This window comes from Kribbella hippodromi (assembly GCF_039531045.1).
GTDB classification, from domain to species: Bacteria; Actinomycetota; Actinomycetes; order Propionibacteriales; family Kribbellaceae; genus Kribbella; species Kribbella hippodromi.
In genome coordinates this window covers 102,475-115,065 of sequence record NZ_BAAAPH010000022.1, presented here as the reverse complement: position 1 = coordinate 115,065, position 12,591 = coordinate 102,475, and the positions used below count along the sequence as shown (strand labels likewise).

13 protein-coding genes are annotated in these 12,591 nt (G+C 68.0%); 10 read left to right on the top strand and 3 right to left on the bottom strand.

Going from position 1 to position 12,591, the window contains the following annotated elements; genetic code table 11:
• Positions 1–11 precede the first annotated feature (11 nt).
• On the bottom strand, positions 12–569 hold the full coding sequence (locus ABD260_RS29320; protein ID WP_344238620.1) for a hemerythrin domain-containing protein: 558 nt from the start codon (positions 567–569) through the stop codon (positions 12–14).
• Positions 570–728: 159 nt separating this feature from the next.
• On the opposite strand from ABD260_RS29320, the gene ABD260_RS29315 reads away from it, so the two are divergent.
• On the top strand, positions 729–1,910 hold the full coding sequence (locus ABD260_RS29315) for a glycosyltransferase 87 family protein (protein WP_344238618.1): 1,182 nt from the start codon (positions 729–731) through the stop codon (positions 1,908–1,910).
• The gene (locus ABD260_RS29310) at positions 1,907–3,421 is read left to right on the top strand and encodes an MptA/MptB family glycosyltransferase (protein WP_344238616.1); all 1,515 of its coding nucleotides are present in this window, start codon (positions 1,907–1,909) and stop codon (positions 3,419–3,421) included. The genes ABD260_RS29315 and ABD260_RS29310 overlap by 4 nt, the downstream gene beginning before the upstream one ends.
• Here the strand turns inward: ABD260_RS29310 and ABD260_RS29305 are convergent.
• Both ABD260_RS29305 and ABD260_RS29300 read right to left on the bottom strand, forming a co-directional pair.
• The gene (locus ABD260_RS29305) at positions 3,396–4,805 is read right to left on the bottom strand and encodes an FAD-binding oxidoreductase (RefSeq protein WP_344238614.1); all 1,410 of its coding nucleotides are present in this window, start codon (positions 4,803–4,805) and stop codon (positions 3,396–3,398) included. The genes ABD260_RS29310 and ABD260_RS29305 overlap by 26 nt on opposite strands.
• Before the next feature lie 36 nt (positions 4,806–4,841).
• Complete coding sequence (locus tag ABD260_RS29300) at positions 4,842–5,303, bottom strand: acyl-CoA thioesterase (RefSeq protein WP_344238612.1); 462 nt, start codon at positions 5,301–5,303, stop codon at positions 4,842–4,844.
• 272 nt (positions 5,304–5,575) lie between these two features.
• On the opposite strand from ABD260_RS29300, the gene ABD260_RS29295 reads away from it, so the two are divergent.
• The 8 genes from ABD260_RS29295 to ABD260_RS29260 all read left to right on the top strand — a co-directional run bounded on the left by ABD260_RS29295 (position 5,576) and on the right by ABD260_RS29260 (position 12,582).
• On the top strand, positions 5,576–6,124 hold the full coding sequence (locus ABD260_RS29295; RefSeq protein ID WP_344238610.1) for a holo-ACP synthase: 549 nt from the start codon (positions 5,576–5,578) through the stop codon (positions 6,122–6,124).
• Positions 6,121–7,053 (top strand): ACP S-malonyltransferase, encoded by a 933-nt coding sequence (locus ABD260_RS29290; RefSeq protein ID WP_344238608.1) that lies wholly within the window; start codon positions 6,121–6,123, stop codon positions 7,051–7,053. The genes ABD260_RS29295 and ABD260_RS29290 overlap by 4 nt, the downstream gene beginning before the upstream one ends.
• Positions 7,053–7,796 carry a 3-oxoacyl-ACP reductase FabG gene (gene fabG / locus ABD260_RS29285; protein WP_344238606.1) on the top strand — a complete coding sequence of 248 codons (744 nt, stop codon included), beginning with the start codon at positions 7,053–7,055 and terminating at the stop codon, positions 7,794–7,796. The genes ABD260_RS29290 and fabG overlap by 1 nt, the downstream gene beginning before the upstream one ends.
• Positions 7,797–7,908: 112 nt before the next feature.
• Positions 7,909–8,193, top strand: coding sequence for a phosphopantetheine-binding protein (locus ABD260_RS29280; protein WP_319036886.1), 285 nt, complete (start codon positions 7,909–7,911; stop codon positions 8,191–8,193).
• A complete protein-coding gene (gene fabZ / locus ABD260_RS29275) occupies positions 8,190–8,711 on the top strand; it encodes a 3-hydroxyacyl-ACP dehydratase FabZ (RefSeq protein ID WP_344238602.1) in 522 nt (173 codons plus the stop codon). The genes ABD260_RS29280 and fabZ overlap by 4 nt, the downstream gene beginning before the upstream one ends.
• An 11-nt stretch (positions 8,712–8,722) precedes the next feature.
• Positions 8,723–9,745, top strand: coding sequence for a glycine cleavage T C-terminal barrel domain-containing protein (locus ABD260_RS29270; RefSeq protein WP_344238600.1), 1,023 nt, complete (start codon positions 8,723–8,725; stop codon positions 9,743–9,745).
• Positions 9,746–9,778: 33 nt separating this feature from the next.
• A complete protein-coding gene (locus ABD260_RS29265; RefSeq protein ID WP_344238598.1) occupies positions 9,779–12,211 on the top strand; it encodes a beta-ketoacyl-[acyl-carrier-protein] synthase family protein in 2,433 nt (810 codons plus the stop codon).
• Positions 12,208–12,582 (top strand): holo-ACP synthase, encoded by a 375-nt coding sequence (locus ABD260_RS29260; RefSeq protein WP_344238596.1) that lies wholly within the window; start codon positions 12,208–12,210, stop codon positions 12,580–12,582. The genes ABD260_RS29265 and ABD260_RS29260 overlap by 4 nt, the downstream gene beginning before the upstream one ends.
• Positions 12,583–12,591: the final 9 nt, after the last annotated feature.

Below are 12,591 nucleotides of genomic sequence, written 5' to 3'. Positions count from 1 at the left end.
AACCCTGCCCGCTAGCGGTCCGCGTGTTTCTGTACGGTCTTCTCCAGCTCGTCCTTGTCGAGCTTGGACGTCCCCGGAATCTCGGCGTTCTTCGCCTGCTGCGACAACTCGTCCCGGGTCATACCACCCGGCTGCTCCCCCAAATGCTCCTTGCGGCTGGCCGCGAACGCGGCGCCGAGCTCGGCCCGCCGTTCGTCGGTCAGATTCGACCGCATCCCCGGCAGCACCTTCGTCTCCTCTTCCTCGACATGATGCGTGATCGCGTCGATCAGGTTCTGCAGCACCTGATCGAAGTTCGGGCTCTCCGGATCGGTCTCGGCAAGCTTCGCCAGCAACTGGTCGGCCTCGATGTGCTCCTGCTGACTGTGCGACACCTCTTCCTTCTCGCCGGCCTCCGAAGCGGCAACCGGGTACACCTCCGCCTCTTCGGCGCGGCTGTGTGCCGTCAGCAAGGTGGTGAGCACCGGCAACAGCGTCGGCCGCTTCGCCGGCTCGTTCTTCAGGGCCTCGAACAGCCGCTCCACCTCACGATGGTCCTGCATGATCAGGTCGACAACGTCCGTACTCATCACTGCTCCTTCGCGGATTGACCACAGTGCACCGGCCGGTACCCAGCCGGACCACAAACTCACTCCATCCGCGGGAAAAGTAGAGCGAATCTCAGCATTCGGTGTGCGGGGCAAGGGTCTCGTAGGCTGGCCGGTCTCCGCTCGAACGAAAGATCAGAAATGACTACGCGCGCTCCGCTTGGCCTGCCCCGGATCACCCGCCGGCGGACGGTTGCCTTCGGCATCTGTGTGATCGCGAGCATCGCGCTGGTGCTGGCGATGCCGCACGGGTTCCTCGATCTGCGGGTCTACCGGCTCGGCGGTGCGACGCTGCTGCATCATCCGAGCGAGTTGTACGACGTCCACCTGCCGGGCATCGGCCTGCCGTTCACGTATCCCCCGTTCGCGGCCGTCATGGTCGCGCCGTTCTCGATCGTCCCGACACCGGTCGCCGCGGCGATCTGGTCCATGCTCAGTCTGACCTGCCTGTTCGTGATCTGGCGGCATGCGGTCCGGCTGACGCCGTGGCTGCTCCTCGGCGTCACCGCGGCATCGGCGTTGCTGGAGCCCGTACGTCAGACGTTGGGCTTCGGCCAGATCAACCTGATCCTCTGCGCCGTGATCCTGGCCGATCTGCTCGGCAAGAACCACAAGACGCGCGGGCTGTGGACAGGTCTCGCGGCCGGTATCAAACTCACCCCACTGATCTTCATCGCCCTGCTCGTCGTCACGCGCCAATGGAAAGCAGCGCTCTACGCCTCCGCCGGGTTCGCGGGCACGGTCGTCCTGGGCTTCGTGATCTCGCCCAGTGCCACCACGCACTACTGGGTCTCGCTGGTCAACGACACCAAGCACATCGGCGGAATCGGGTACGCGAGCAACCAATCGTGGAACGGCGTCCTGACCCGGCTGGCCGGCAATGCCGACGGTGGCGGGCTGGTGTGGCTGGTCCTCGTGCTCGCCACCGCCGTCGCCGCGCTGGCGTTCGCCCGGATGCTCTGGCTGCGGGACCGGCAGTTGGCCGCGGTGTCGATCTGCGGGCTCGCCGGGCTGTTCTGCTCGCCGATCTCCTGGAGCCACCATTGGGTCTGGATCATTCCGTTCGGGGTGGTCCTGTTATCGGCGCTGCCGTCCAAAGCGCGCATTCCGGTTGGCGTCGGCTGGTACGGGCTGTTCGTACTCGGCCCGATCTGGTGGCCGCCCAACACGGGTGATCGTGAGTTCGATTGGACGTTCGGGCAGCAGTTGCTCGGCAACGCGTACCTGATTGCCGCGCTGATCGCGGTCGCGGGGCTCGGGGTGCACTTCGCCCGGTCTGCGACGGTCGGCGAGGAGCGTCGGGAAGAGGCGATGAGCTCGTGAAGTACGGTCGGTGGGCGGTTGCGCTCTATCTGGCGTGTACGGCGCTGATCGTCGCGGTCGGCCTGCTCGGTCCGTCGGTGGTCGTATTGACGCTGACCAACCGGCATCCGTGGCTGCCGTCGTACTGGGTCAACGCCAAGCCGAACGACTGGCTTGTCTCGGCGATGATCTACGTCGCCATCCTGCTCGGTGGATGCGGCGTGTACCTGGCCACGAAGGCGCTTCGGCACGGCTGGGCGCCGCGCGTCAACCGTTTGATTGCCTTGGGCATCGGTACGACGGCGGCCATCACGTTGGTCCCGCCAATGGCCTCCGGCGATGTGCTGATCTACGCGGCGTACGGGCGGATCATGGCGCTTGGCGGAGACCCGTACACGACCTCACCGGCCGATTTCATGCAGCGGGGTCACGATCCCGTGATCGACGCGACCGAGCCGCCGTGGCAGGGCGCACGCAGTGTGTACGGGCCGATCGCCACGTGGATTCAGTGGCTGGCGTCGAAGATCGGCGGCGACTCAGCCCACCTCACGGTGTGGATGCTGCAGTTGTCGGTCGCAATCAGCTTGGTCGTCACCGCCCTGCTACTGGTGAAGCTCGTTGGGAATGGGGTCGCCCCAGCAAACGTCGACGGCCAGGATCAGGACTCCGCCCGGCGACGCGTGATCATGCTGACCCTGGCGAACCCTCTTCTGCTCTGGGCAGTGCTCGCCGGCGCACACAACGACGCGATCGCCGTGATGTTCGCCGTGATTGCGCTAGTACTGCTCCGCCGGCACGTGTTCCTAGCCGGTCTCATGCTCGGCGTAGCGGGCTGTACCAAGCTGTCCATCGGGCTAGTCGGCGTAGCGATGCTCTGGTCCCTGCGCGCCGACCGACGCAAGGCGATCTTCTTCTGCGGCGGCGGCGCAATCGCCATGGTCGGCTTGTACGCGGTCGTCGGCCTGCAAGCGTTCAACCAGGCGCGGAAGCAAACGTCGTCCATCTCGGTCGGCACCCCGTACCGCGCCCTGCTCGAACTCCTCAAGCTCTTCCTGCCGAACGGCGTAGTCCGGACCCTGCTGGCGATCCTCGCCTGGGCCGCCCTGATCGTCGTCGCGATCCTGCTCTCCCGGGTGTTCCCGAAGTCCCTCATCCCACAGACCCACCCAGACGACCCCACTCCGGCAGCGCTTCGTTACACCGCCATCTACGCCATCGCCTGGGTCCTCACCACGATGTACTCGCTTCCCTGGTACGACATCGTCGCGTGGTCCGCCCTTGCGACAGTGGCCGCATCAAAGCTGGACACGCTGCTGGCAATCCGTACGACGATGGTCGCCCTGGCGTACGTCCCCGGCCGCTCCCCCGACGCACCCCAAGTCGCCGAGTCGCTGTCGAACTCACTTCATTTCGTCAGCGCCCGCGTACGCGACACGCTCTGCCCGGCCATCGACCTTGCCGTCCTGATCGCCCTCATCGTCTGGTGCCACCGCAAGGGCGCCCGCCTCAAGAGCCCGGCTGCGCGTGGCTGACCAGCGGCCCGGCGGGCTTGATGTTGTGGTTGAAGCGGAACATGTTGGTGGGGTCGTAGTGGGCCTTCACCTTCGCGAGGCGGCGCATGCGGGTCTTGTTCCAGACGGAGTCGACGCGGTCGACCTCCTCGTCGGTGACCAGGTTGAGGTAGGTGTCGCCGGAGCCGATCGCGCGGAGGTCGGCGCCGGCGCGCTTGACCCAGTTGCGGCACCGGTGTGAGTCGGCCGGATCGGGCCACTGGCCGAGGATGTGGATCAGCCAGCTGTCCTGCCGGTGGCTGAACGCCGTAGCGTCCGGTGCGACCCGGGTGACCGCGGCGTTGAAGGGGATCACCTCGATGATCGAATGCGGGTCCGGGAGGCTGGCGCCGTACCTGGACAGCAGCTCGATCTGCTTGTCGCCGAGTTCGGCCAGGTACTCGCCGGTCCAGTAGTGCAGGTTGCCGTTCGGGTTCAGCGGGTCGAGCATCTGCTGGACCGCGACGTACGGCATCGGGTAGACGAAGTCGAGTACCGGAGTGCCGAACTCGCGGACCGGCCGGACCACCTCGGGATCCAGATCGGCGCCGACGTACCGGAGGAAGATCCCGATCAGCCGGGTGCCCTGGTACTCCTGCGGAATCACGTCGAGCGGCGGTGCGGACATGAAAAGGGCGTCCGCACTGAGCTCCTCCGGCGCGTCGACGATGTAGTCGCGCAGGAAGGCAAGCACTTCGGGCGCCTTGTCCACCGGCCAGGCGACCATGCCGGCCAGGACCGTCGGGCCGACCGGATGACAACGGAACTCGAACGAGGTCACCACGCCGAAGTTGCCGCCACCACCACGTAACGCCCAGAACAGCTCCTGATGGCTGTCGGCGCTGGCCGTGACGATGCTCCCATCTGCCGTCACCACGTCCGCGGACAGCAGGTTGTCGCACGTCAGGCCGTAGCGACGTTGCAACATTCCCATTCCGCCGTTCAGCGTGAGGCCCGCGATGCCGGTCATCGAGACCTGACCGGTGGGCGTCGCCAGGCCGAACAGCTGGGTGCCGGCGTCCAGATCGCCCAGCGTGGCGCCACCCGCGACTCGTACCGTCCTTGCTTCCGGATCGACCCGGACATCATGCATGCCGGACAGGTCGACGAGTACGCCGTCGTCGCAGGTTCCGTGCCCGGCGACGCTGTGACCGCCGCCGCGGACCGCGACCGGCAGCGAGTGCTCGGCCGCGAACCGGACCGACAGCACCACGTCGGCGACGCCGCGGCAGCGCACGATCATCGCCGGCCGCCGATTGATGGCGGCGTTGTACACCCGGCGCGCGTCCTCGTAGCCGAGATCGTCCGGGAGCAGCAGTTCACCGCGCAACCGCGCCGCCAACTGATCGGTAGGTAACTGACTCATGGCGAGACCTCCTCCAGTGCTGGGGAATATTCCCGGCTACGCGTGTTCGGGCTGCCGCGGCCGCTTTTTCTCCAGAAAAGCTTCGAATATGTCGTGAAATTCCGAGGGGCCCTTGACCCGGAGACCCTTCTCCGCATCCACCAGCGCGTGCTGGGAAGTTGCCTCGGCAATCAGTTGCCGGCCGGCTTTCCGGTAGATCTCGTAGTGGCAGTCGAGCCGGGCCTGCGGCGTCGAGCTCCAGGTCCGGATCAGCAGCTCGTCGCGATAGTGGGCCGGGGTGTGGAAACGGATCCGGAACTCGGTGGTGGTGAACTGGTAGTCCAGGTAGTTCACCCCGACGGCCAGCGCGAACGCCTCCCGGCCCAGATCGCACCAGACCATGTAGTTGCCGTAGTAGGCATGGCGCTGCAGATCGCACTCGGACCACCGCACCTGGACGGCGGTCTCGACGTATCCCCAGCTGTGGATCCGGGGCGCGGACTCGACCCAGCGTGGCATAGGCCGTTTTCCTTTCATTCATATATTCGTCGGTAATTGATTCCGGCGAAACCGGTGGTGTAGTTCTCAACATTTTCGCCGGCGGTAAGACTGCGCCAAGACTGACGACGGGCTCAACCCGGCGTCAACCGGCAAACATTGGTTAGGGGAGGATTCCTTGACACCCCCAGACCGGATTCATAACATCCATCCAACCCGCGTGAACAAGCGCTCGGAATTTCACACCGAGCCCACCCCGCCCCCCGATTCACCGCGTGTTGGGAGCAAAACTCATGATTCCTTCTGCCGGCAGTTGCCGTCCGTCGCCGCCGGGCGGCGCGGACGGTTTCGCCGCGGTCCTGACGGTGCCCGGGACGCCCGCGGGCCGGCTGCTCGGCGCCGGCGTCGACCTGCTCGACCAGCAGCGGTTCGCGCTGGCCGCCAAGCGCGTCGGCCCGGCCTGGCTGGACCGCATCTTCGACGAATCCGAACGAGCCGGCACGGCCGGCGGCGAGCTGCCGCGAGGCAGTACTCAACTGGCCGGCAGTGCTCAGCTGGCTGAGCTGGCTCGGCTGTTCGGGATCAAGGAATGCGTGATCAAGATCGTCGGCGGGCTGCCGGTCGGGGCCGGCTACCGCGACATCGTCGTCGCTACGACGGGCGGCGACGGTGCCCGGCCGATCCGGTTGCGGGGAGAGCTGGCCCGCTGGGCCGGCGATCACCGGGCCGTACTGGCCGGCGGCGTGCTGGCCGGCGGTGTCCTGCAGGAGTGCCAGGACACCGCCGGTTCAGCGCTCGACCTGTGCTGGGCGGTCGCGACCGAAGTGGAAGAGCCCCGATGACCGGCCTGGCGTACGTGTTTCCCGGCCAGGGCAGCCAGCGACCGGGCATGGGCCGCGAGCTCGCCCGCTGCGGGGCCGAGGCGCGCTCTTTGATCGGCACCGCGGAGCAGCTGACCGGGGTCGCGATCGGCGAGCTGATGAACCGGGCCGACGCGGCCACCCTGGCGGATCCCGAGGCAGCGCAGCTCACCGTCTTCGTCTGGTCGAGCGTGCTGTCGGCCGAGCTCACCGCGGCCGGCTGCCGACCGACCGTGGTGGCCGGGCACAGCCTCGGCGAGTACGCCGCGCTGGTCGCCGCCGGCTGCCTGAGCTGGGCGGACGCACTCTCGATCGTGGCGCGCCGAGGCCGGGCGATGGCCGACGCGGCCCGGCGGGAACCGGGCGCGATGGCCGCCATCGGCGGACTGTCGGTGGACCACGTCACCGACCTGTGCCGGCAGACCTCGACGGACGCGGGCGTTGTCGTACTGGCCAACCTGAACGCACCCCGGCAAGTGGTGGTGTCCGGTACGCCGGATGAGGTCGATGTGGTCGTCGACACCGCCCGGTCAGCCGGCGCCCTTCGGGTCAAACGACTGCCGGTTGGCGGCGCGTACCACTCACCGCTGATGGCCGAAGCCGAACGTGAACTCGCGCCGATGCTCGCGGCGGCCGACCTGCACCCGCCACGAGTACCGTTCGTTTCCAGTCTGACCGGCTGCAAGGTTCACAACATGGAGGCGTACCGGCAACTGCTCAGTCGCCAGATCATGCGCCCGGTGCGCTGGACCGACACCGTCGGGACGCTCGCCCGGATCGGGGTGCGGACGTTCATCGAAGTCGGTCCCGGCCGGGTACTGACCGGGCTCGGCCGCAACATGGTGCGTACGGGCCGGCATCTGACCGGTTCCGAAGCACTCGCGGCCAGTCTCCGGGCGGCGGTCCGGTGATGAGCGCATCCGAGCGAGTCGTGCTGGTGACCGGCGCCACGAAGGGCATCGGTCTCGGCATCGCGAAGGACCTGGCCGCGACCGGTGCCCGCGTACTGCTGAGCTATCGGCGCGACCTCGAGCAGGCCAAGCAGGCCCTCGACGAGGTCCGCGAACTGCAACCGCGTGCCGAGCTGATCCAGGCGGATGTCGCCGTACCCGCCGAGGTGGACCGGATGTTCCGCCGGATCCGCACGGAGCACGGCCGGCTGGACGGTCTGGTCAGCAACGCCGGCATCGCGAACGACGGCTACGCGCTGATGATGGGCGAGCAGAAGTGGCGTTCGGTCGTGGAGACGAACCTCACCGGCTCGTTCCTGGTCTGCCGCGCGGCCGCTCGGCTGATGGCGGTCCAGCGCAGCGGCGCGATCGTGGCGGTGGCATCCACCAGCGGCGTGAACGCCCCGGCCGGCCAAGCGAACTACGCCGCGTCGAAGGCGGGCCTGCTGGCCCTGGCCCGGGTGCTTGCCAAGGAGCTCGGAAGCTACGGCGTACGGGTCAACGCCGTGATCCCCGGCTTTGTCGACACCGCGATGACGCGCTCGATGCCGCAGGACCAGCTGACCGCGTTCGTGGAACGAGTACCGCTGGGCCGGATCGGAACGCCCGCGGACGTGGCGCCGGTGGTGCGGTTCCTGCTCGGCGCCGAATCCGCCTATGTGACCGGGGCGTCCGTCGTCATCGACGGCGGCCTGACCTGCTGAATCCACAGCACCTACTGATCCACAGCACCTACTGATCCACAGCACCTGCTGAATCCGCAGCACCCGCTGAGTCGTACGACAACGCAACCCGACAAGCGACAGGAGAGGCCACATGGTGGCAACGCTGGAAGAGACGAAGGCAGCCGCGAAGGTACGGCAGGAGCTGTGCGGCGAGGTCAAGCACCTGCTGGTGGACCGGCTCGCGCTCGCGGTCGACCCGGACATGATCGGTGACGACCAGCCGCTGTTCGGCCGCGGGCTCGAGCTCGACTCGATCGACACCCTCGAGCTGGCGATGGCGGTCGAGGACGAGTTCGGCGTCGTGATCACCGACGACGACACCGAGTGCCTGCTCTCACTCAATCGTCTCGTCGACCATGTGGCGGGCAACCGGTGACGAGTACGCCCCCGGCCCCCGTCGGCGCCGCCGTCGCCGTCCCGCGAGTCCGCGAACTGTCCGCCGACGAGATCGCCCGGCTGCTGCCGCACCGGTACCCGTTCTTCCTGCTGGACCGGGTGACGTCGGTCGAGCCGGGCGTACGGGCGGAAGCGATCAAGAGCGTGACCGCTTCCGACCCGGTCCTGGCCGGCCACTTTCCCGGCCGGATGCTGTACCCGGGCGTGCTGCTGGTCGAATGCGTCGCCCAGCTCGCCGCGGTGATCTACGGCAGCGCGGCGGCGGCGCGTACCACCGGTGAACTGGTCGCTGACGTCGCCGAACGCGTCGGCTATCTCGCGGAGATCAAGCAGGCCAAGTTCCTGCGCACGGTCGTACCCGGCGATCAGCTGGTGATCCGGGCCCAGACCGGTCCGCGGATGCGCGACCTGATGTCGGTGACCGGCCAGGCGTCGGTCGGCCGCGAAGTGGTGATGACGACCCGGCTCGTCGTGACCGAACGGAATGACAGTCAATGAAGGAGACAACCATGCGGAACGTCTACTCCGACCCGGTCGCCGAGTACGAGCTGCTGCGCGGCGCGTGCGGCCTGATCGACTACACCGGCCTCGGCCTGCTCCGGATCACCGGCGGTGAAGCCGCCGGCTTCCTCAGCCAGGTCTCGACCCGCAGCGTCGACTTCCTGCTCGAAGGACAGATCTCCTCGGCGCTGCTGCTGAACACGGACGGCACCGTGCTGGCCGAGGCGCTGATCCACTGCTCGGGGAACGACTACCTGGTGGAGGTCTGGCCGGCCCAGGCCGCCGCGGTGGCCGACTACCTGGTTGCCGCCGGCAACGCGTGCGCGCAGGACGTGACCGTGCAGGACGTCACCGGCGAATACAGCGTGTACGGGATCGAAGGTCCGCAAGCACCGGCGATCGCCCAGAAGTTCCTGTCCTTCCCGATCACCTCGATGTCGTACTCGAGTTTCGTCACCGAGTCGTGGGGCGACGAGCTTGATTTGCTCGTCAGCCGGACGGGCGTCAGCGGCGAGTACGGGTACAAGCTGCACGTACCGGTTGCCGCAGGCAATGAACTGCGCGAACACCTGGCCGGCCTCGGCGCACAACCCGTCGGCCTGGCTGCCCTGAACATCTGCCGGATGGAGATGCGGTTCGCCAACCTGGAGCAGGAGGCCGACGGCGCGACGCCGTTCGAAACCGGCCTGCAGTGGATGGTCGACTTCGGCCACGAGTTCATCGGCAAGGCTGCACTCGCGGCGCATTGGGAGGCTGGTCCGGCCCGCCGGCCGGTCTGCTGGATCGCCGCCGAGGGGCTGGACGAGGCGCCGGACGCTGGCACCGCGCTCAGCGTGGACGGTGCGGCCCTCGGCGCGGTCACGCACGCGGTGTACTCGCCCCGGCTCGAGCGGGTGATCGGTACCGCGCGGCTCGACGCCGACGTGGCCGCGGCCGGACTCGAGCTGACCCTCGAGCAGCCCGGACATCTGGTCCGGACCACGGCCGCGCCGTTCCTGGTCGCGACCAGCTTCGGCGTACCGCTCGAGTGACGGCTGACGACACAGGTCTGGTGAGGAGAGCATATGAACGCCACAGGGGTCGCCATTACCGGCATCGGGGTGACCTGCGCGCTGGGCACCGGGACCGATGCGGTCTGGGCCGGCGTCCGCGACGCCGTCAGCGGAATCGGCCGGACCAAGCGGCTGGACACGTCCACGCTGAGCTGCCACTACTCGGGTGAGGTCGGCGAGGTGGCGGCCCCACCGCGCCGGTGCAAGGGCCGAATCGACCGAGCGATCGGCCTGGCGCTGGGCGCGGCGGCGGAGGCATTGGAGGATGCCAAGCTGGACCTCGCGCGCCTCGATCCGTACCGGGTCGGGATCGCGACGGGTACGTCGGTGGGTGGTCTTGATGCCGGCGAGCAGTACCACTGGCAGCTGCTCCGGGACGGCCTAGCCGGTGCCTCGAAGGCGCATCTGCTGATGTACCCGCTGTCCACCTCGACCGATGCGGTCAGCGCGGCCTTCGGACTGAAAGGCCCGAAGGTGGTGATCTCCAACGCCTGCGCGGCCGGCGCGAACTCGATCGGCTGGGCGCTAGACACCATCCGCGAAGGCCGGGCCGATGTGATGCTGGCCGGTGGCGTGGACGTACTTGATCTGCTCTCGCTCGCGGGCTTCGACAGCCTCAAAGCACTCGACGAGCAGCCGTGCGCGCCGTACTCGCGCAGCAGCGGGCTCAACATCGGCGAGGGCGCGGCGTTTCTCGTACTCGAATCGGAGGAACTGGCTCGGGCGCGGGGCGCGCAGGTTATTGGGTACGTGCTGGGGTACGCGTTGACGAGCGATGCGCATCATGCGACTGCTCCGGATCCGGTAGGTGGCGGGGCGTTGCGGGCGATGCGGCGAGCCTTGGAGCAGGCTGGGTATACCGCGGCGGATGTTGATTACGTGAATGGGCATGGGACTGGTACGCCTGCCAACGACAGCGCTGAGCGTAAGGCGGTGACGGCGTTGTTCGGCGGGAAGAACGTGCCGCCGATGAGTAGTACCAAGTCGCAGGTCGGGCACATGCTCGGCGCGGCCGGGGCGCTGGAGGCGGCGGTGTGCGCGCTGGCGATGCGCGAACAAGTACTGCCACCGACGGTCAACGTGGACGTCGCTTCGGCGGAGGCTGGTGGTGCGTACGACATCGTGCCCAATGCCTCGCGCCGGGCGGAGATCGGTCTGGTGGTGTCGAACTCGTTCGCGTTCGGCGGCAACAATTGCTCGCTGGTGCTCGGTCGTACGCTCAAATCGGCGCCGGAGCGGCCCGATCGCCGGGTCGTGATCACCGGCGCCGGCGTGGTTTCGCCGATCGGTCTTGGTCGCGACGGCCTGATCACCGGGCTACGCGCCGGCCAGGTCGGGATCGCGCCGGCGACCCGGATCGACACCGGCGAGGCAGCCAGCCAATTGGTCGCGGAGATCACCGATCAGGGCTATCGGCGGCGGATCGATCCCGCGTACGCGCGCCGGCTGGACCAGCTCGGAACCCTCGTACTGGCGGCGACCCGGGACGCCTTCGCCGACGCCGGCTTCAAGATCACCCGGCAGAACGCGACCGACGTCGGGATGGTCTTCGGTACGTACACCGGTCCGCTGGACACCGTCGCGCAACTGACCGAGACGATCGGTACCGAGGGACCGCACCGCGTGAACCCACGATTGTTCCCGAACTCGGTGATGAACGCGGCGCCCGGGCATGCTTGCCTTTCCTTGCAGATCAAGGGCCCGCTGTCCACGCTCGCCATCGGTTGCGCATCCGGGATCGCCGGGCTCGGGTACGCATCGGATCTGATCCGGCGGGGTGAGGCCGAGGTGATGGCGGCGGTCAGCGCGGACGAGCTGACCGGGCTGGTTCATCTCGGGTATGACCATCTCGGGATTCTGACCTCGGATGCGCTGCGTCCCTATGACACCCGGTCCAGCGGGTGCGCGCTGGGGGCCGGGTCGGTTGCGTTGGTGCTCGAGTCGTTGGAGCACGCGAAACAGCGCGGGGCGACGATCCTAGCCGAGGTCCGCGGGCATGCCGGCACCGCGGACGCGTACCGGGTGGCGGGCAACGAGGAGTCCGGCGAGGCGTGGGCGCAGTGCCATCGGAACGCGCTGGCTGCGGCCGGGGTGACGGCGGCGGAAGTCGGTGTGGTGTACGGGGACGCGCGCGGCACCGGCACTCTCGATCGTGCTGAGGCTCGGGCGGTTGCCTCGGTGTTTCCGGGCGGTACGACGCGGCTGGCGAACATCTCCGGACAGGTCGGTCACATCCACTCGACTACGCCGCTGATGTCCGTACTTGCTGCGGCTGAGAGTCTTGGTACTGGGTGGGTGCCGCCGATCGCTGGGTTGCGTGATCCGCTGCCTGGGCTGGAACCGTACGTTGGTTCGGCCCACGATCCGATGGGGCGGGCCGCGGTGGTCACTGCGGCGAACTGGGGCGGTACGTATGCGTCGGTGGTGCTGACACCGTGCGGATGACGTCCCTGCGGGTGTGTGTGGTCCGGGTGCCGGATGATGTTTGCCCGGAGCAACCATGGCGCCGGATGCTGAGCCACGCGGAGCTGTCCTACTGCTTCGGGCTGGCGCGGGCCGGCGAGCATTTGGCAGCACGGCTCGCGGCGAAGCAGGCAGTCGTCGCCGCCCTCTGCTGGCCCGGCCCAATCCCCTGGCAGGGCATCGAGATCCTCCGCACACCCCCACAACCACCCGAAGTACACCTCACCGGCCCAATCGAACACTGGCGCCAGACGACACACCTCCCCCTACCCCAAGTCTCCCTAACCCACACCCCCCACCACGCCGCCGCCCTCGCCTGGCTCCCCCACACACCCCACGAGGTCAACCAATGACCACAACCC